Here is a 20,275-nt window from a genome sequence, read left to right on the forward strand (position 1 = left end):
TGCTCTTATTTTTTATGAAAAAATTTTTTGACATTGTTTTGAGGGTGCTATTAAGACTACTATTATTTATTGCAATATTTAATATAATTTTTTTCCGTTGCATTATTGTTTAACTCAAGATCCTCATGACTCATTAAATCTTGAGTATAATCAAATTCTGCATTTGCAATATTATTTACAACAATATTATCTACTGCTGGATTAGGTAAATCAATTGATACAGATCCATCAACAGAAACACTTTCTATTTTCTCACTTGTTGGATGATAATCTGTTCTTATTTTTGGAGGATAAGATGCATTTTCTTTATTCATATAAAATTTCACTTCCTTAATGTTTTTTATATAATAAGCTGAAGCACTATATTAAAGAGATTAATAAAACTGAAGATAACATTTAATCAGTTAGAAATATTAATATTGACATTATTATTATTTGAAAGAAGTAAAATTTAATACTTAGTTAAATATGTATAAAAATAAATATTTTTCATATCTTTATTATAATCCATAAAAAGGAATATAATTACACTTTATGGATGAAAAATTAATTGTATTTAATTTTTTTATTAAAAAATAAAAAAATAACAAAAAAGTTTAAAATAAGGCCCGAAATTTAGAATCAATATTGTATTGTATAGTGAAACAGTTAAACAGGAAATAAATTCCCACTAATTTTTTTAATAGTACACTGGGTTTAAATAGTTTTATTGATCCATGTTTATAGCTAATTCTAAAGCTATATATTTAAAACTATAATTTAAGTAGTACGATTAAAATTACCTTATTTATTTCTTATCTTAAGTCTTATCTTAAAGATCTAAATTATATAAGTTCTATAAAGATTTTTCATTAATATAAATCTTAGGATATTTATATTTGGTATTAAACGCCAATATAATAAGGAGCTTATATATTTATTACTCATAATAATCAAACTGTAAAATCGACAAAAAATAAATAAATTTTCAAAAAGGTACCGAAATGACTTTTTTTACTTGTATTATATAACAGATGAGTAAAAAAAAGAGATAAATTCTTTAGGAAATTTAATCATATAAAAATATCGATTAAATTAAATAAGATTAGATGTTTAACAAGTTAAGACTTAAGATTTTAAATATAAAATAATTATGTTTTAAAACATATTTATATAAAAAATTATAAAAATCAAAAATTTCCGTAATACAAAATAAAATCAAAAATAATAAATAAATTATTATTAAAATCTAAAATCAATTAATTTGATAATATACAAATCAAAACTAAATAAAAGTGTAATATTTAAAAATCAAAACTAAATAAGTGTTATAAAATTTACAATTTCGTATATAAAATTGCACCCCTGGGGTACCTCAGGGGTACCCCAGGGGTGCAAAAAATGTGTCAGGGGGAAGAAGTATGATAAAGAGAGCAAATAAAATAACATCATTATTATTAGTAGCAGCTGCTGTAACATCATTAGTTCCAGCTACAGGAGTAAATGCTGCTTCTTATAAAAGAATAGAATCTAAGGACGGTACTATTTATAGTGCACAAGCTTATAAAGATGGTAAATTTATTATAGATGGTAATGTAAAAGATGAAGATACTGAAGCAGTATATTTCTTAAATAATGGAAAATATTCTGAATTAAAGGATATAGATACAGGTTCAGAATTTACAGGAATATTTGCAGAAAAAAATCTTCAATTTGATGATGATGATTACTCAGTTGATTTATCAACAGGTAAAGTTTATGATGATGGGTTAAGAGATGAAAATAAGGATGATGCTGCAACATCATTAAGAAAAAAAATAAAAAATAAAGCTGATGATAGATATTCAGATCATGATACTCTTAAGAATAACTTAGAAGAACTTAAAGGTTCAAAGTATGGTGAGACTTGGTATAAGACTACTTATAAAGCTGATTATATAACTAATGGAGCAACTGATAAAGATAGTGAATTAACTGTTTATACAGATGTAAAAGGAAATTATATCGATGCTGATTATAATCTAGGAAAAGTTAGAGTGAGAGCAGATGGTAAGAGTGTAAATATAGAAAATACAGATGATAAATATAATGTTGGAGATAATAAAAAAGCATTAAGTGCAAAAGTTTCAGATGCAGATGTAATAGCTCAAGATTCTAACAATATTTATAGAACAGCAACTATTACAATTAATGTTGATAATTCATTAGTTACTGATGGAACTGCTGCAAACCTTACAATTAATGATATTAAAGAAGCTGTAAATGCAGTTGAAGGTGTTAATGTAGAAGGTAGTGTTAAAAAGGCAATAAAAGATCAAGTTGATAATGAAGCAAGCTTAGAAGGTGCAACAGTTGAAACAGTTAAAACAACAGCTGCTGCAGTAACTGTAGTAACTCCAGAAGCTAACAAATTAACTGATGGAAAAACAACTCTTCAAGAAATAAAAGATGCCTTAACAGCTGGTGCTACAGGTATTGTAAAAGCTGTACAAGATGCTATAGTTAATGCTGCGCAAAATGCATATGATGCTGAAACTGATGTTGCTCAAAAAGATGCAAAAGCAATAGCTGCTGCAAATGCAGCAAAGGCACAAATAATAGCAGATGCTACTGAAATTCAAAATGCTGCAAATAATGCAAAAGGTATAGGTACATCTAAAGTTACATTAGAAGAAATAAATGGTGTTAAAATTGATGAACATTCTGATGTATTCAAAAAATCAGCAGATGGCTCTTCAGTAAGCTTTGAGGTTATCCAAAAAATATCTAAAGCTCAAGCTTCTAAGGATATTGATGGAGCTAAATATGCTAAAACTGTAAATAACTATGTTATATCTGATAAAGATGCAGATAGAGAAGAGTTATTAGGTGGAGAATTTACAGCAGTTAATGGAAAACTTATTGAATATAAGGTTGATGGTGAAAATATAAATGCACAAACAATTTCACTAAAATCAAGAAGTGGACATTATTATACAGATATATCTAAAGATTCTGATCAAGATTTAGAAAATGAAACTTCATTTGATATAGATGTTGATGGTAACCTTTGGGCATTAAATGGTGGATTCGTTTATAAATGGGATAACGATGAAGATTGGGATAAAGTTTATAAAGTAGATGGATCAATGGAAAAAATATCTGTTTATGATAAAGACAATATGGTTGTTTGGAATGAAGATGATGAAGTTTACTCAGTAATTGATGGAAAGAGTGATTCAGGATCAGAAACAGATCCAGATATAAAGACTGGTTGGGATCAAGATGTTAATGGAAATTGGATATTCTTTGATACAGCTGGAAATCAAATTAAAAATAATTGGGTTAACTCAAATGGAAAGTATTACTACATGGATTACAATGGCATAATGCAATCTAATAAATGGGTTTGTCCTTATGGTAACTGGTACTATCTAAATGCTGATGGTTCTATGGCACATTCAGGATGGCTTAATGACAGAGGAAATTGGTATTACTTAAATGGTAATGGTAATATGTTAACTGGATGGCAATATGTTAATGGAACATGGTACTTCATGCAAGAATCTGGAGCTATGAAGACAGGATGGCTTAATGATAGAGGAAATTGGTACTATTTAAATTCTAATGGATCAATGAAAACTGGTTGGTTAAATGATAATGGAGCATGGTACTATTTAGAAGGATCAGGAAGAATGCTTTCTAATACAACTGTAGATGGATACAGATTAGGAGCAAATGGAGCTTGGATAAGATAATTCTGGAATCTAAAAATAACAATTAATACTACAGATGCTAGAAAATTAGCTAAGTATTTCTAAAATTTAAATATGTACTTTGCTAAATATTGTTAAACTGGTGCATGCACTCAAACAGTAACAATATTCTTAACGCAAAGTACATATTTAAATCAAGAAATGCTAGAGCTTATTTTCTTGATGCATCATTTCGTATTAATTGTTATTTTTCTATACAGATTATGTTGGGAAAGTAGGGTATATAAAGAATGTTATTTTTTTATATAGATTACCTTAAGGAAAGTAGTATATATAAATAAGGCATGTATAATTATAAAGGATAAAATGTTTGCTCTAATTATATTATTGATTATATGTATTCTTGTTTTTATATATTGTATTTTTATGAAATATGAGATTATTTATTATCTTGGGAAAGATAAAAATATTAAATAATAGTAGGTATAGTTTGCTATATATATATGATAGATTGTATTTAAATGAGTCTATTATTTCTGAAAAAATCTTGTGAAATTCTCCTAATGTTTTAAGAACGAAATAAATTTCACTCAGAAATGATAGAAGATTAAAGTAGAATTTATAAGATATCATTAAGTAAATATATCTACTTTTTTTATATCTATATTTTAAGCTGGGATTAATATTGTAGTACAGAGATAGAGATGTATGAATTTTTAAGGTAGTATTTTTTTGTATTAACATAGATAAATATTTAGTGTAAATAATTGTTAAAAAATAAAAAATATAAAGAAGGATGAAAAAAGGACCTAAATATAATTAATATGATTGTATTATATACCAGCGAAACAAAATATAAGATTTACTTTTGGTTTAAAACATATTCCAGTTCTCCAGACTGAAGTAATAATAAAGTAAATTTATAGATATTAACTTTAAGAAAACTAGTTAAAGTATAAGTTTAAATACTTTAAATAAGTAATATTATATATAAAAAACCATTTCAAACAATTTTAGGATTGTGTGAGGTGGTTTTTTTGGCCTTAAATTACTATTATATAATAAATTTATGTTTGATAAAAGTATAAATGAAAAGTTAAATTTTAACTTATTCCAGTAATAAAATTATAAAAATATTCTAAACTATTGATTAAGAGGTGATTAACAGAATAATTTATAAAAAATCAACATACATATTTTCAAAAAAATACAAGAGAATATTATGAAAAAAATGTAATTAATTAAATAATAATACAAGGAAAAAAATTATATATATACTAAATTTTTTATTAAAAGTTTAATTATTGAATGGAAAATAAATATAAAATAACCAAAAAAAGAATAAAAATAGGATTTTAAAATAAAAAATAAAAAAAAATTTTAAAAAAATAGTGTTTTTACACTTTTTTTGACCATAAATAACAAAATCTGACTTTTACATTTTAGGCAATGATGGTATTATTTATAGTATACTTATAAAACTTAGGAGGAATTTCAATATGTTTAAAAGAGCAAACAAGATGACAGCTTTATTAGTAGCTGCTGCTGCTGTAGTTTCATTAGTTCCAGCAACTGGTGTTAACGCTGCAGATTATAAAAGAATAGAATCTAAAGATGGTACTGTTTATAGCGCAGTAGCATACAAGAATGGCGCTTTCGTTATAGATGGTAATGTTAAAGATGGAGATACTGATGCAGTATACTTCTTAAACAATGGAAAATACACTGAATTAGAAGATGTTGATACAGGATCAGACTTCTCAATATACGGAGAAAAATATGCTACTGTTGATACAGATGATTACTATGTTGATTTAACAAATGGTAAAGTTACAGATGATAGCGTAGCTGAAGATAATATGGATGATGCTTCTGTAGCATTAAGAAACAAAGTTAAAAAAGATAATGATGACAGATACACTGATGCAACTGCAAAAGATCTTCCAAAATTAGAAAAAATGGAAGGTTCAAAATTCGGAGAAACTTGGTATGAAGCTAAGTATGACGGAAAGAACGTTTATTCAGATGCTAAAGGTAACTACATAGATGCAGACTACAACTTAGGAAAAATAAAAGTTGAAGTTACTACAGGAACATCTGCTAAAACAGTTACTTTAAAGAACACTGAAGATAAAGAAGATGGTGTTGGAGCTGGACAAGAAGTTGGAGCTAAAATAACAGCTGCAGATGTAATTGGACAAGATAAAAACAACATATACAGAAAAGCAACTATAGAAATAACTGCTGGAACTGATACAATAAAAGAAATCAATGGTAAAGCTGTTGCTACAGCAACATCAACAGTAGAATTCAAAGTAATTCAAAAAATATCTAAAGCTCAAGCTTCAGATGATATAGATGGAGCTAAATATGCTAAAACAGTAACTAACTACGCTGTAGCAGATGAAGATGGAGCAGCAATGACTTTAACTGAAACAACTTATTCAGTAGTTGATGGAAAGATTCTTGCATATACTTATGATGAATCTGGTGACAAAGTAGATGTTAGATCTTTAGAATTAAAAACATCTAAAGGATACTACTACTTAAATGAAAATGAAGCTGATCAAGAAGATGATGTTAAAGCTTTCGAAGTTGATGCTGAAGGAAATCTTTGGATATTAAAATCAGGATTTGTTTACAAATTCGATAATAAAGAAGATTGGGATAAAGTTTATAAAGTAGACGGATCAATGGAAAAAATGTCAGTTTACAACAAAGATAACATGGTTCTTTGGAATGAAGATGATGAAGTTTATTCAGTAATCGGAAACAAAGAAGAAGAAACTGAAAAACCAGTTGAAGTAACTAAAGGATGGGTACAAGCTGCTGATGGAACTTGGACTTATGTTAAAGAAGATGGAACTAAAGCTACTGCTTGGTTAAACTTAAACGGTACTTGGTACTACTTAAACGCTGAAGGTGTAATGCAAACTGGTTGGATCAACAACAACGGAACTTGGTACTACACTAACGCTTCAGGTGCTATGTTAACTGGATGGGCTAACGTAAATGGTACTTGGTACTTCTTAAACGCTTCAGGTGCTATGCAAACTGGATGGATCAACGACAACGGAACTTGGTACTTCTGCAATGCTTCAGGAGCTATGCAAGCTAACACAGTTGTTGATGGTTACACTTTAGGAGCTAATGGAGCTTGGATCAGATAGTCTGATAAAAGTTAATTAGTATAATAATTGTAATGTACTTTTAGTACAAGCATCAATTAATTAGGGACTCCCTTTTAAGGGGGTCCTTTTTTAATTGACAATGAACAATGGACAATTATCAATTTAGGATGAAATCACAAAGTGATTTCTAAATATATATTTTTAGAAAGCCTGTGGCTTTCAACAATTAATTGTTCATTGTCAACTGTCAATTGTCAATTAAAACGTGGTGTAGTTGTTCACATTAAATTGGTTATAATATATAATTATGATAAGAATATTTATTAAGGAGGGATTAATTTTGGAGATTCAATTAGATAAAGCTATTGAAATATTAAAAGAAGAATTTAATCCTATTGCAATATTAGGCACAATCAAAAAATAACAAGTCCATTTGCTAGCCTATTTTCCATCATGCTGCGTCGTTAAATTGACCTAATAGGCATGCTATGAGGACAATTAATCTCCTTGCCTGATGAAAAATATCCATTGCAACTTTGGACCTGTTATTTATTTTCATGTGCCTTATTTGGTTCAGCAGCTAAAGGGACCTTGAGAGATGACAGTGATATTGATATTGCATTTTTAACAGAGAAAGATGTAGATTCTTATGAATGTTTTATAAAAGCTCAAGAATTAGCAGATATTTTTAAAAGAGAAGTAGATTTGATAAATTTAAATACATCATCTACAGTATTTAAAGCTCAAGTAATAGGCACAGGAAAGAGAATATATTGTAGTGATGATACAAAAAGAATGTTTTTTGAAATGAGAGCTCTTAAGTCTTATGCAATGCTTAATGAAGAGCGTGAAGTCATTTTAAAGAAAATAAAAGAAAGGGGAAGAGTATATGGGAAATGATGTGATTTATAATAAGATTGAAACTATTGAAAGATGTTTAAATAGAATTAATGAAGTATATGATTACAATCCAGAAAATTTAAATGATTATACAAAACAAGATTCTATAATATTAAATATACAAAGAGCATGTGAAGCGTCTATAGATTTAGCAATGCACATTGTATCAGAAAAGGAATTGGGAATTCCTCAAAATAGTATGGATTCTTTTGAGGTGCTTAATAAAAATAATATAATAGATGATGAATTAACTAAAAAGATGAAATCTATGGTGGGTTTTAGAAATATTGCAGTTCATGATTATAAAGCAATAAGTATGAAAATCGTTCAATCTATAATTGAAAATCATATAAAAGATTTTGGAGAATATATTTACTGCATAAATAAATTATTATAATTAAATATATAAAAATAGACCTTGGGTATACTCACCAAAGGTCTATTTAAGTTAATCTTATATATTGATTATACTTTAAAAGAAAATTTAATTTTTAAGTTCTTCTCTATTAATAAAGTTAAGTGCAACACCAACTCCTAGAACAATCCAGAATACAGGAGCAACGCTTACAACTGAGTCATTAAATATTCCTGCAAATAGATATCCAATAACGCCTAGACAAGTTACCCCACCTAAGATTTGTTGCTTATTGTATTCTTTCTTTAAAGCATATAATTTCATACTATCAACGATGTAAATAATCATAATAGCTAAGAATACTAATAAAGCAATTACTCCCTCATTTAATGCTGTTTGTAAATATATGTTATGTGGTTTATCAATAAGCATATTAGGAGTACCATAAGCATAGTATTTTCCTATAAAATCAGTTTGTGGAAATTGATATATAAAACTGTCAGGGCCTTTACCTAATAAAATATTATCTTTTAATAAAGGTAATGATCTTGACCAAATATATCCTCTTGCAGATCCAAGTTGTTCTTTTCCTTTAAAACCAATTGATTCAGGGAAGGTTACTTCAGTGTTTATATAACTATTTGCATCTACTAAATGAAGACTATTATCAGGTTTTAATTCAAACATAAATGTAGGATTTCCATCAACATTTAATACAAGCCCATCTGCTCTAGTAGATTTATCTCTAAGTTTTCCAAAACTAAATGAAATATTTTTGAATCCTTCAGCTTGAGTTGATAATAAATTTTTATCTCTTACATATTCTATCTCTTCATTATTTGAATTTGTAAATTTATAAGCTCCATTTTGAGCAACTACTTTTAATGTATCATTAGGTAATAGAATTTCTACACCTTTATTAGCGTGTTTTATATCCTTAATAGGAACATGCTCTGTGTAATCAAAATCACTAGTATCTTTAAATACACTAAAAGCATCTGACACTAAAGTTGGAATTCTTTCAAATATAGAACCTTTAGTTACAAAGTTAAGTCCAACAATAACAATAGCTAAAGCACAAACACCAATTAATAGAGGTTTCCATCTTTTGAAAATTATTTTTCCGAAAATTATAACTCCAAATATAGTAGCTACAGTGATGCCAATAATACCAGCACGGGATGTACTTCCGAATAATAACCATAATGAAAGTAGAGTTCCAATTCCTAATACTATTTTATGTTTAATATTTTTCTCAAATATTGTTAAAGAAAATAATATAGGTAACACAATTCCAACTAAACTACCAACATAGTTATAGTGAAATAAAGTACCATATAATTTACCTTTTTCAAAAAGTAAATTAAGTTCACCAGGTTTAACATTGTATTCACTAGGAACAACTAAAGATACACCTAACTTAGAATTTATTAAATCTTTACCTATATATTGAAAAACTCCTAAAAAAGCATTGATTAAAATAACAATAAGAATAGGAATAATCATATATTTATAATTTTTTGTTGTTTTAAACGTATAAAGTGAGTAAATAAACAATGTAATATAACAAGCAATTGTAATAAATCCTTCAGCTCTATCAAATACTCCCCGAAATGCAGCTTGCTTATAATCAGAAAATATTGCAGAAAGTAAAGTTAAAATTAAAAATACTCCTGTTAAAATTACAATAGAAGTAACGATTTTATCAGTTTTTCTAAATATTTTTCTAAAAGATATAGCTGCAATTATAATTAATACAATACAAAAAAGCATTAACCAAAAAGCTTTGTTTTGTGAAAATAAATCACTTTGTGTTGCTGAACCTAATACATCAGAAGCAAATGAATCAACTTTCACAAGTTTCATACGAACAATTAAAGGAATAATTAAGAGTATAAATGAAATGGGAAGAAAAAAGCCTAAAGAATTCTCTTCATAAATATTTTTCTTTTTTTCCAATGTTCACACATCCTATATATTTTATTTTTGTAAGTTACTATACAAATATAAAATATTATAACATTGTACAAGGGAGTGTTGCAAGAAACTAGAAATGATAAGTTCTATAACAGGATTAACGATAGAGAAGATTCAAGGAATACGAGAAATTCTTGAATATGCTGAATAATATAGGTTTATTTAAAGTGATAGAACTAGAAAAAATTATAAAAGGAAGGTTGTACTACAGAACAATATATAAATTTCTGTAGTACAACCTTTTATACATTAATTTTATTTTGTTGTACATTTGTATTATTTTGAATTATTGGTTTTTCTTGAATTTTGATTACTAATTTTTCATTATTTTTAAATCCTTTAAAAGCCGTTTTAAACAAGATTCCTATATCCATAAGGATGTCCCAATTTTCAATATAATGTATATCATATTCAATTCTCTTTTTAATAGAAGTATCGCCTCTATATCCATTTATTTGAGCTAGTCCAGTTATTCCAGGTTTTACTTGATGCTTTACCATATAAAGAGGTATTTCATTTTTGAATTCATCAACAAAATGAGGAAGTTCCGGTCTTGGACCAACTAAACTCATATCACCTTTTAATACATTAAAAAATTGAGGTAATTCATCTATAGAGAATTTACGAATTAAAGAACCAAATCTAGTTTTTCTAGGATCATTATTTGTACTCCAACCTGTTTGTTCCTCAGAATTAACCTTCATAGATCTAAACTTGTACATTGTAAATATGTTTTTATTTAATCCAACACGAGGTTGTTTAAATATTATAGGACCTTTAGAAGTACATTTTATTATCAATGAAGTAACTATCATTATAGGGCTTGTCAATGTAATCAAGAATAAAGAACCTATTATATCTAAAATTCTTTTCATAAAAGCATTTCCAAAGTTATCAAGAGGAACTCTTCTAATATTAATAAGAGGAATACTTCCTATTTGATCTATATATGGTTTACTAGGGATATATTTATAACAAAAAGGTATTATTGAAATCTTAGTACCACTTTTTTCACAAGCAGAAACAATATTTTCTAAATATTTAGCATCTTCAATATCAAGTGCACAAACTACTTCATCTACATTATATTTACTTAAAACATCAAATAAATCAGTATAGTTTCCAAGCTTGTCCCCTTCAAAGTTTGAAGAATTTGCTACATATCCAGCATAGCTATAACCAAAGCTTTTATTGTATTTAATTACCTTTAAATATTCACTTGCAACTTCACCAGCACCTATAATTATTACATGTTTTAAATTTATACCATTTGAACGCATCTTTGATAGAGTTTTTCTTAATATTAATCTTTTAGATAAAACTAAAACCATATTTACAAAGTAGAATATAACAACAACCCATCTAGATATATCAACTAATTTAAAAACAAATAATGAAGATAATAATAATGCAGTTAAAATAGTATTTGCTTTAATTACTTGAATAAATTCTTTTTTAAAAGCTGTTGTTCTAAATGAATGATATAAATTAAAAAAGTTATATATTATTAAATTTATTGGAACAATAATAATAGTAAATTGTATATATTTAATTAACCTAATATATTCAGTATCAGGTGAAAATAGATAAAAACGAATTAAATATGCTAATATCATTGATATAAATAAAATTAAAATATCTGAAAAAGCATTAATTTTATTTAATAAATTTTGATTTTCTTTTATCATAAATGTTCTCCTTTACATTATATTATTTATATGTGACTACATGTACAATATAAATATTTAAAAAGTAACAAGAAATTATCTTTTTTACTCAAATTATATGTTCTAATAAGTTATCACATCTATAAATAGTTTAAATTTTATATTAATGAACAAACTTTATTAGAACTTATACATTATTCTAATTATTTAAGTTGATAATATCATTATATACATAAATTTGCAATGTGAGATGAAATCTAGTGTAGGGAAGAAATGACAAAGGAAAATTATTGTAACTTACATTTATTTATTTAGTGCTATATGGTAAAATAAAGAGAATAATGATTAAAAATATGAAATTTTAAAGAAATGAGGATTTTTATGAAGGGTATAATATTAGCAGGTGGAAGTGGAACAAGACTTTATCCATTAACAATGGTAACATCTAAACAACTTTTACCAGTATACGATAAACCTATGATTTATTATCCACTATCAACTTTAATGTTAGCTGGAATAAAGGAAATATTAATAATTTCAACTCCTAAGGATTTACCTAATTTTGAAAAGTTATTAGGAGATGGATCAAGATATGGAATAAATTTATCTTATAAAGTTCAACCATCTCCGGATGGATTAGCACAGGCTTTTATATTAGGAGAAGAATTTATAGGAAATGATAGCTGTGCAATGATACTTGGAGATAATATATTCCATGGAAATGGATTAACAGCTCATCTTAAAAAAGCAGTACAAAATGAAGAGCGTGCAACAGTTTTTGGATATTATGTAGATGATCCAGAACGTTTTGGTGTAGTAGAATTTGATGAAAATGGTAGAGCTATTTCTTTAGAAGAAAAACCAAAGGCACCAAAATCTAATTACGCAGTTACAGGACTTTATTTCTATGATAATAAAGTTTGTGAATATGCAAAAAAATTAAAACCATCTCTTCGTGGAGAGTTAGAGATTACTGATTTAAATAGAATTTATCTTGAAGAAGGTAAACTTGATGTAATAACTCTAGGCAGAGGATATGGATGGCTTGATACAGGAACAGTTGATAGCTTAACAGAAGCGACTGAATATGTAAAAGTAATTGAAACTAGACAAGGACTTAAAATAGCATGTTTAGAAGAGATTTCTTATAAAAATGGTTGGATTGATAAAGAAACTTTACTTCAAAGTGCAGAGCAATATGGAAAAAGTCCATATGGTGAACATTTAAAAAATGTAGCTGAAGGAAAAATTATATATTAATTGACAGTTAACAGAGGACAATTGACAATGAAGGACAAAACTACTAAGTAGTTTTTGATTGTATATATTGCATTAAATTTGTTTTCACAAATTCAGATGCTAATTTAGAATTGTTAATTTAATAAGTGTCAAGACTCATAATATCTGAGATTTAAGAGGATGTTATGAAGGAAAATATAATAGTTGATAAATGCTTTAGTTTTGCATTAAAAATAATAGAAATTTATAGATATTTAGTTAATAATAAAAAAGAATTTGTATTATCAAAGCAATTACTTCGTTCAGGAACAAGTATAGGTGCTAATGTAAAAGAATCTATAAATGCAATTAGTAAGGCAGATTTTAGAAATAAAATTAGTATTGCATTGAAAGAAGCAGATGAAACAGAACATTGGTTAGAACTTATGTTATTAAGTGATATATTATGTAAAAATGAAATGAAATCTTTGTTACAAGATTGTAAAGAAATATGTAGAATATTAAATAGTATAGTTAGAAATAGTAGTAATTGACGATGGACAATGGGTAAATAATTGACAATTGAGGATGAAAAGCCTGCGGCTTTTCTTAAAAAATATATTTTCAGAAATTCCGTTAGGAATTTCATCTCAAATTGTCAATCGTCAATCGTCAATCGTGCATTGTCAATTGTCCATTGTCAATTGTAAAGAGGGGTGTTTTAAAATAATGGATTTAATTAAAACTAAATTAGAAGGTGTTTATATAGTAGAGCCAAAGGTTTTTGGAGATGAAAGAGGATGGTTTATGGAAACTTATTCTAAGATTAAAACACCAGAAATTGCTTGTGATTTTGTTCAAGATAATCAATCATATTCAAAGGAAAAGGGAATTTTAAGAGGAATACATTTTCAAAATGGAGAGCATGCACAAGCTAAATTAGTAAGATGTGTTAGAGGTGCAGTTTTGGATGTAGCTGTTGATTTGAGAAAGGGTTCTCCTACATATAAAGAATGGGTAGCAGTAGAACTTTCGGCAGAAAATAAGAAACAATTATTTATTCCAAGAGGATTTGGACATGGATTTTTAACTTTAACAGATGATGTAGAGTTTGTATATAAAACAGATAATTATTATAATCATGAAAGTGATAGAAGTATTAAATTTGATGATCCAGAAATAGGTGTTGAATGGGGAATAGAAAACCCAATAATTTCAGAAAAGGATAAAAAAGCACCATTTCTTAAGGATAGCGATTGTAGTTTTATATATTAGTATACTTAATGTGTAATTCATAAGAAATTATGAACAATGCATCATTAATTGGCAATTGACAGGGGACAATAATTGACAATTGACACGGGACAATTGATACGGGACAATTGACAATTAAGGATGAAAAGCCTGCGGCTTTTCTTAAAAATATATATTTTCATTAGAAATTCCATTAGGAATTTTATCTAAAATCGTCCATTGTCCATCGTCAATCGTCCATTGTCAATTAAATAAGTTGTTCATTGAAAAAAGGAGTGTATCGAATGAAGATAGTAGTAACTGGTGGAGCAGGATTTATAGGTGGAAATTTTGTTCACTATATGCTTAATAAATATAATGATTATAAAATAATTTGTGTTGATGCTTTAACTTATGCAGGAAATATGGAAACTTTAAAGGGGGTTAAAGATAATTCTAATTTTAGTTTTTATAAAATAGATATAGCTGATAGAGATGCTGTTTATAATATGTTTGAAACAGAAAAACCAGATATAATAGTAAATTTTGCAGCAGAAAGTCATGTTGATCGTTCTATTGAAGATCCAGGAATATTCTTAAAGACTAATGTTATTGGAACTCAAATTTTACTTGATGCTTGTAGAAAATATGGAATTAAAAGATATCATCAAGTGTCTACAGATGAAGTTTATGGAGATTTACCTTTAGATAGACCAGATCTTTTCTTTACAGAAAAAACTCCACTTCATACTTCAAGCCCATATTCAGCAAGTAAGGCATCAGCTGATCTTTTGGTTGGAGCGTATAATAGAACTTATGGACTACCAACTACAATTTCAAGATGTTCTAATAATTATGGTCCATATCATTTCCCAGAAAAGTTAATTCCATTAATGATAGCTAATGCTTTAAATGATAAGGAATTGCCTGTATATGGAACTGGTGAAAATGTTAGAGATTGGTTATATGTAGAAGATCATTGTAGTGCAATTGATTTAATAATCCATAAAGGAACTATAGGAGAAGTTTATAATATTGGTGGACATAATGAAAGAACTAATTTAGGTGTAGTTAAAACTATAATTCATGAACTTGGAAAATCTGAGGATTTAATTAAATTTGTAGGAGATAGAAAAGGTCATGATATGAGATATGCAATAGATCCAACTAAGATTCATAATGAGCTAGGATGGCTTCCTACAACTGGGTTTGATGAAGGAATTAAAAAGACTATAAAATGGTACTTAGATAATAAAACTTGGTGGGAAAATATTTTAAGTGGTGAATATGCAAATTACTATGAGAAAATGTACACAAATAGATAGTTTATAAAGTACAATTAATAATTTTTTGAAAATAAATAAGGAGAATGGACAGTTGACGATTGACAATTGACAATGAAGGATAAAATCACTATGTGATTTTTCAAATGTATTATATAATTTTAGAAATTCTAAAAGAATTTCATCCGAAATTGTCTATTGTCCATTGTCCATTGTCAATTGAACAATATGGTTAAAAAAGAGGATTATAAATTAAATAAAATGAATATTTATGATACTTTACCATTAGTAAGTATACTTTTAGCCATTTATAAACCAAATAAAGAGTGGCTTATAAAGCAATTAATTTCATTAAATAATCAAACTTATGGTAATTTAGAATTATTAATTTATGATGATTGTCCTGAATTCCCTGTAGATGAAGAATTATTTAAAAAATATATTACAAATTTTTCGTATACTTTAATTCGAGGTAAAAAAAATCAAGGTTCTAATAAGGCTTTTGAATATCTTACTAAAGTTGGTGAAGGAGAATTTTTTGCTTATTGTGATCAAGATGATATATGGGAAACAAATAAAATATCGTTAATGATAGAAAAATTCATAGGTAAAGAAATTACACTTGCATGTAGCGATCTTTCTATAATTGATGAAAATGATAAAAAGATAGCTAATAGTTTAACTGATATACGAAAAAGAATTGTTTATAAAAAAGGTTATAACTTAGCTAAAGATTTATTAATGGTTAACTTTGTAACAGGATGTGCAATGATGGTTAAAAAAGATATTGCTAAAAAAGCTATACCATTTGAAACAACATTAATTCATGATCAATGGATTGCAATTATAGCTGCTATAGAAGGAAAAATAGAATTTATAAATAAGTCCCTAGTTAGATATAGACAGCATAGTTTTAATCAAACAGGAATATTAACAGGTGTTTATGATAAACAAACATATTATAAAATGAGAATAGATGCTTTTTTAAAACGTTATAAGTCGTTAAAAAAAAGATTAGCATATAGAGATGAATTATTAGAGTATATAAGTGATTGTTTAAAATGGATTGAAGCAAGAAAGAGATATTCTATTAAACCATCACTTAAAGATTTAAATATAATGATAAAATATAGAAAGTTTCATAAAATTTCTATATTAGTAGAAACTTTTTTACCTTTTATACCTAATAATATATTTAAATATATTATTAAGATGACTAAAAAGGGGTTACTATAAAGGAGGAAAAATATGATTTTAGTTACTGGAGTAAATGGTCAACTAGGATATGATGTAGTAAAAGAATTAAAAATAAGAAATATTGAATGTTTAGGAATAGACATAAAAGATTTAGATATAACAGATACGAATGCTGTTAATGAATATATTTTAAATTTAAAGCCAAAATGTGTTATACATTGTGCTGCATATACAGCAGTTGATAGAGCAGAAGATGAAGAAGAAGTTTGTAATAAAGTGAATGTATATGGAACAGAAAATATAGCAAAGGCATGTAAAAAAATAGATGCAAAGATGGTTTACATATCTACTGATTATGTATTTGATGGATTAGGAGAGGAACCATTTGAGGTAGAGGGTAATATCAATCCATTATCAGTTTACGGAAAAACTAAATATCAAGGTGAATTAAAAGTAAAAGAAATTTCAGATAAGTATTTTATAGTTAGAATTTCATGGGTATTTGGTATTAATGGAAATAACTTTATTAAAACAATGATTAGATTAGGAGCAGAAAAAGAAAGTTTAAATGTAGTATGTGATCAAATTGGTAGTCCAACTTACACAGCAGATTTAGCACCAGTTTTATGTGATATAGTTGCATCAGAAAAGTATGGAGTATATCATGCAACTAATGAAGGAACATGTTCGTGGGCAGAATTTGCAAAAGAAATTATGAAAATGGAAGGATTAAATTGTAAAATCAATCCTATTCCAACAAGCGAATATCCAACAAAGGCAGTTAGACCTTTAAATTCTAGACTTTCTAAAAAGAGTCTTGTAGATGGTGGATTTAATTTATTGCCTAAGTGGGAAGATGCTTTGAAAAGATATTTAACAGAATTAAGAGGATAAGTTTAATATGAGTAAAAAAAAGTATATAAAATATATAATGCTACTATTGTTAGTTATTATATCAAATTTACTAGTATTTAAGTATTGTAATTTAGATAATAGAAATGTAAATTTGAGCTATAAATTAATATCTAAAAAGGCAGATACGTATCAATTATTTTACGGATATGATACTTCATGGACAGAAGAACAATCTCAAAAAGTTAATTATACTAAAGCTAATAAAGAGGAAACTATAAAATATTCAATTCCAAAAGATATAAAAGAATTACGCTTCGATTTAGGTAATCAACCTTCAAATATAAATATTTCAGATATAAAAATATCATATTTAGGAAAAAATATAAACTTAGATATGAAGCAATTTTTAGATAAAAATAATCAAAATCAAATTGGAGATATAACTGAATATAATAATTCTTTTAATATAGAAACTATAGGTAATGATTCATATATAAATTATAAACTAGATTCAAGTTTAATATCAAATTTAAATGATAATCAAAATTTAGTAAACCGAATATTGAAATTTATTATTTGTATATGTATAGATATGCTTATGTTTCTAATTATTAAAAAATCAATAATTATTGTAAAATTATTTAAAGAACTAAAAAATAATAAAACTCTTATATGGAATTTATCTAAGAATGATTTTAAAACAAAATATGCAGGTTCTTATTTAGGAATAACATGGGCTTTTGTTCAACCAATAGTTACAATATTAGTTTATTGGTTTGTATTTGAATTTGGATTGAAAGCGGGATCGCCAATAAAGGATGTACCATTCATATTATGGTTTATGGTTGGATTAGTACCTTGGTTTTTCTTTCAAGAAGCTTTACTTAATGCAACAAATTGTATGTTAGAGTATAGTTATTTAGTTAAAAAAGTAGTATTTAAAATAAGTATACTTCCAATAGTAAAAATAATTTCAGCACTATTTATACATTTAGTGTTTATTGGATTCTTATTTTTAGTAGGAGCAATTTATGGTTTTTATCCTACTCAATATACTATACAATTAATATACTATTCATTCTGTACATTTTTTATGGTGCTTGCAATATCATATGCAACAAGTGCAATAGTAATATTTTTTAAAGATTTAGGACAAATAATAAACATATTTTTGCAAGTTGGAATGTGGATGACTCCTATAATGTGGAGTTATACAATAGTACCTGGAAAATATCAATGGATAGTAAAATTAAATCCAATGTATTATATAGTAGAAGGATATAGAGATACATTTATAAATCATGTTTGGTTTTTTGAAAGATATTTTCAAACTGCATATTTTTGGATAATAGCATTGGGATTATTTCTATTAGGAGCAGTAATATTTAAAAAACTTAAACCACACTTTGCAGATGTTTTATAAAATTAATAAGAAAATAGAGGCTTTGTTCACAATTACTAGTTAATTATTATTAATTAGCAATTGAATGCAGGAGGTATAAATGTCAGATATAGCTATAAAGGTGAATAATTTAAGTAAAGTTTATAAATTATATGATAAACCAATAGATAGAATGAAGGAATCATTAAGTTTATCAAAGAAAATATATAGTAGGGAGCATTATGCACTAAGTAATGTATCATTTGAAGTTAAAAAAGGTGAGACAGTTGGTATTATTGGAACTAATGGTTCAGGAAAATCTACTATATTAAAAATTATTACAGGAGTGTTAAATCAAACTAAAGGAAGTGTTGAAGTAAATGGCAGAATATCTGCATTATTAGAATTAGGGGCCGGGTTTAATCAAGAATATACAGGAATACAAAATATATATTTAAATGGAACTATGATGGGATTTACAAAAGATGAAATTGATCAAAAAGTAAATAACATTATACAATTTGCAGATATAGGTGAATTCATTAATCAACCTGTAAAAACTTATTCAAGTGGTATGTTTGTAAGATTAGCTTTTGCAGTAGCTATTAATATTGAACCTGAAATTTTGATTGTTGATGAAGCACTTTCAGTAGGCGATGTATTTTTCCAAGCTAAATGTTATAAAAAATTTGAGGATTTTAAAAGAGAAGGGAAAACAATTTTATTTGTAAGTCACGATCTTGGAAGTGTTGGGAAATACTGTGATAGAGTAATTCTGTTAAATAATGGAGAAAAATTAAGCGAAGGTAAATCTAAAGAAGTAATTGATATATATAAGAAGGTTTTAGTAAATCAATTAGAAGATGCGGAAGAGAATAATCAAGATAGACAACAACAAACAGAAAAAATTGAAAAATGGAACAAATTAATGAATATTAATCCTAATAAATTAGAATACGGGAATAAGATGGCTGAAATAGTTGATTTTGCTATAATAGATAATAAAGGTTTAATAACTAATAATGTAATTAAAAATGAAGTATGTAGCATTAAAATGAAAGTTATTTTTAATTCAAAAATTGAAGATCCTATTTTTGCTTTTACAATCAAGGATTTAAAAGGTACGGATATTACAGGAACGAATACTATGTTGGAAAAAGTATACGTAAATAAATTAGAAAAAGGGAAAGAAAAGCAAATAACTTTTACACAGAAAATGAATTTGCAAGGTGGAGAATATCTATTATCATTAGGATGTACTGGTTATAGAGATGGAAATTTTACTGTATATCATAGGCTTTATGATGTGTGCAATATAACTGTTATTTCAGATAAAAATTCAGTAGGTTTTTATGATATGAATTCAGATATAAAAATAAACTAATTAAAGGATTTAAGAAAGGT

The 20,275-nt window shown here is 26.6% G+C and carries 15 protein-coding genes; 12 read left to right on the forward strand and 3 right to left on the reverse strand.

The annotated features are described in order from the left end of the window. Positions 1–62: 62 nt before the first annotated feature. Positions 63–314: a hypothetical protein gene (locus KYD98_RS09085; RefSeq protein WP_219779407.1), complete on the reverse strand. Its 252-nt coding sequence runs from the start codon at positions 312–314 to the stop codon at positions 63–65. A 1,086-nt stretch (positions 315–1,400) separates the two neighbouring features. Between KYD98_RS09085 and KYD98_RS09090 the strand changes: the two genes are divergently transcribed. From KYD98_RS09090 to hepT, 4 genes are all read left to right on the forward strand, one after another. After that, the gene (locus tag KYD98_RS09090; RefSeq protein WP_219779409.1) at positions 1,401–3,716 is read left to right on the forward strand and encodes a PspC-like choline-binding domain-containing protein; all 2,316 of its coding nucleotides are present in this window, start codon (positions 1,401–1,403) and stop codon (positions 3,714–3,716) included. A gap of 1,457 nt (positions 3,717–5,173) precedes the next feature. Further along, positions 5,174–6,844, forward strand: coding sequence for an N-acetylmuramoyl-L-alanine amidase family protein (locus KYD98_RS09095; protein WP_219779411.1), 1,671 nt, complete (start codon positions 5,174–5,176; stop codon positions 6,842–6,844). Positions 6,845–7,312: 468 nt separating this feature from the next. Next, on the forward strand, positions 7,313–7,705 hold the full coding sequence (mntA, locus tag KYD98_RS09100; protein WP_258049710.1) for a type VII toxin-antitoxin system MntA family adenylyltransferase antitoxin: 393 nt from the start codon (positions 7,313–7,315) through the stop codon (positions 7,703–7,705). After that, on the forward strand, positions 7,695–8,102 hold the full coding sequence (gene hepT, locus KYD98_RS09105) for a type VII toxin-antitoxin system HepT family RNase toxin (protein WP_219779413.1): 408 nt from the start codon (positions 7,695–7,697) through the stop codon (positions 8,100–8,102). The genes mntA and hepT overlap by 11 nt, the downstream gene beginning before the upstream one ends. Before the next feature lie 87 nt (positions 8,103–8,189). On the opposite strand, the gene KYD98_RS09110 is transcribed toward hepT, so the two are convergent. Next, entirely contained in the window at positions 8,190–10,019 is a 1,830-nt protein-coding gene (locus KYD98_RS09110; RefSeq protein WP_219779415.1) for an O-antigen ligase family protein, read from the reverse strand. Positions 10,020–10,279: 260 nt separating this feature from the next. After that, positions 10,280–11,725 (reverse strand): undecaprenyl-phosphate glucose phosphotransferase, encoded by a 1,446-nt coding sequence (locus tag KYD98_RS09115; protein WP_219779417.1) that lies wholly within the window; start codon positions 11,723–11,725, stop codon positions 10,280–10,282. 360 nt (positions 11,726–12,085) lie between these two features. Between KYD98_RS09115 and rfbA the strand changes: the two genes are divergently transcribed. The 8 genes from rfbA to KYD98_RS09155 all read left to right on the forward strand — a co-directional run bounded on the left by rfbA (position 12,086) and on the right by KYD98_RS09155 (position 20,255). Beyond that, positions 12,086–12,964 carry a glucose-1-phosphate thymidylyltransferase RfbA gene (gene rfbA / locus KYD98_RS09120; RefSeq protein ID WP_219779419.1) on the forward strand — a complete coding sequence of 293 codons (879 nt, stop codon included), beginning with the start codon at positions 12,086–12,088 and terminating at the stop codon, positions 12,962–12,964. 164 nt (positions 12,965–13,128) lie between these two features. Further along, the gene (locus KYD98_RS09125; protein ID WP_219779421.1) at positions 13,129–13,476 is read left to right on the forward strand and encodes a four helix bundle protein; all 348 of its coding nucleotides are present in this window, start codon (positions 13,129–13,131) and stop codon (positions 13,474–13,476) included. Between the two features lie 175 nt (positions 13,477–13,651). After that, entirely contained in the window at positions 13,652–14,197 is a 546-nt protein-coding gene (rfbC, locus tag KYD98_RS09130; protein ID WP_219779423.1) for a dTDP-4-dehydrorhamnose 3,5-epimerase, read from the forward strand. Positions 14,198–14,460: 263 nt separating this feature from the next. After that, positions 14,461–15,480 carry a dTDP-glucose 4,6-dehydratase gene (rfbB, locus tag KYD98_RS09135; protein ID WP_219779425.1) on the forward strand — a complete coding sequence of 340 codons (1,020 nt, stop codon included), beginning with the start codon at positions 14,461–14,463 and terminating at the stop codon, positions 15,478–15,480. A 219-nt stretch (positions 15,481–15,699) separates the two neighbouring features. Next, positions 15,700–16,674: a glycosyltransferase gene (locus tag KYD98_RS09140; protein WP_258049711.1), complete on the forward strand. Its 975-nt coding sequence runs from the start codon at positions 15,700–15,702 to the stop codon at positions 16,672–16,674. Between the two features lie 12 nt (positions 16,675–16,686). Continuing rightward, positions 16,687–17,529 carry a dTDP-4-dehydrorhamnose reductase gene (gene rfbD, locus KYD98_RS09145; RefSeq protein ID WP_219779428.1) on the forward strand — a complete coding sequence of 281 codons (843 nt, stop codon included), beginning with the start codon at positions 16,687–16,689 and terminating at the stop codon, positions 17,527–17,529. Between the two features lie 7 nt (positions 17,530–17,536). Continuing rightward, positions 17,537–18,913: an ABC transporter permease gene (locus KYD98_RS09150; protein ID WP_219779430.1), complete on the forward strand. Its 1,377-nt coding sequence runs from the start codon at positions 17,537–17,539 to the stop codon at positions 18,911–18,913. Positions 18,914–18,992: 79 nt separating this feature from the next. Further along, positions 18,993–20,255 carry an ABC transporter ATP-binding protein gene (locus tag KYD98_RS09155; protein WP_219779432.1) on the forward strand — a complete coding sequence of 421 codons (1,263 nt, stop codon included), beginning with the start codon at positions 18,993–18,995 and terminating at the stop codon, positions 20,253–20,255. Positions 20,256–20,275 lie beyond the last annotated feature (20 nt).

The sequence above is a fragment of the Clostridium weizhouense genome, assembly GCF_019431045.1.
Lineage (GTDB): Bacteria > Bacillota > Clostridia > Clostridiales > Clostridiaceae > Clostridium > Clostridium weizhouense.

Coding starts and splice junctions, on each gene's coding strand:
- KYD98_RS09085 (WP_219779407.1), bottom strand. CDS start 314: ATGAATAAAGAAAATGCATCTTATCCTCCAAAAATAAGAACAGATTAT.
- KYD98_RS09090 (WP_219779409.1), top strand. CDS start 1,401: ATGATAAAGAGAGCAAATAAAATAACATCATTATTATTAGTAGCAGCT.
- KYD98_RS09095 (WP_219779411.1), top strand. CDS start 5,174: ATGTTTAAAAGAGCAAACAAGATGACAGCTTTATTAGTAGCTGCTGCT.
- hepT (WP_219779413.1), top strand. CDS start 7,695: ATGGGAAATGATGTGATTTATAATAAGATTGAAACTATTGAAAGATGT.
- KYD98_RS09115 (WP_219779417.1), bottom strand. CDS start 11,725: ATGATAAAAGAAAATCAAAATTTATTAAATAAAATTAATGCTTTTTCA.
- rfbA (WP_219779419.1), top strand. CDS start 12,086: ATGAAGGGTATAATATTAGCAGGTGGAAGTGGAACAAGACTTTATCCA.
- KYD98_RS09125 (WP_219779421.1), top strand. CDS start 13,129: ATGAAGGAAAATATAATAGTTGATAAATGCTTTAGTTTTGCATTAAAA.
- rfbC (WP_219779423.1), top strand. CDS start 13,652: ATGGATTTAATTAAAACTAAATTAGAAGGTGTTTATATAGTAGAGCCA.
- rfbB (WP_219779425.1), top strand. CDS start 14,461: ATGAAGATAGTAGTAACTGGTGGAGCAGGATTTATAGGTGGAAATTTT.
- KYD98_RS09140 (WP_258049711.1), top strand. CDS start 15,700: ATGAATATTTATGATACTTTACCATTAGTAAGTATACTTTTAGCCATT.
- rfbD (WP_219779428.1), top strand. CDS start 16,687: ATGATTTTAGTTACTGGAGTAAATGGTCAACTAGGATATGATGTAGTA.
- KYD98_RS09150 (WP_219779430.1), top strand. CDS start 17,537: ATGAGTAAAAAAAAGTATATAAAATATATAATGCTACTATTGTTAGTT.
- KYD98_RS09155 (WP_219779432.1), top strand. CDS start 18,993: ATGTCAGATATAGCTATAAAGGTGAATAATTTAAGTAAAGTTTATAAA.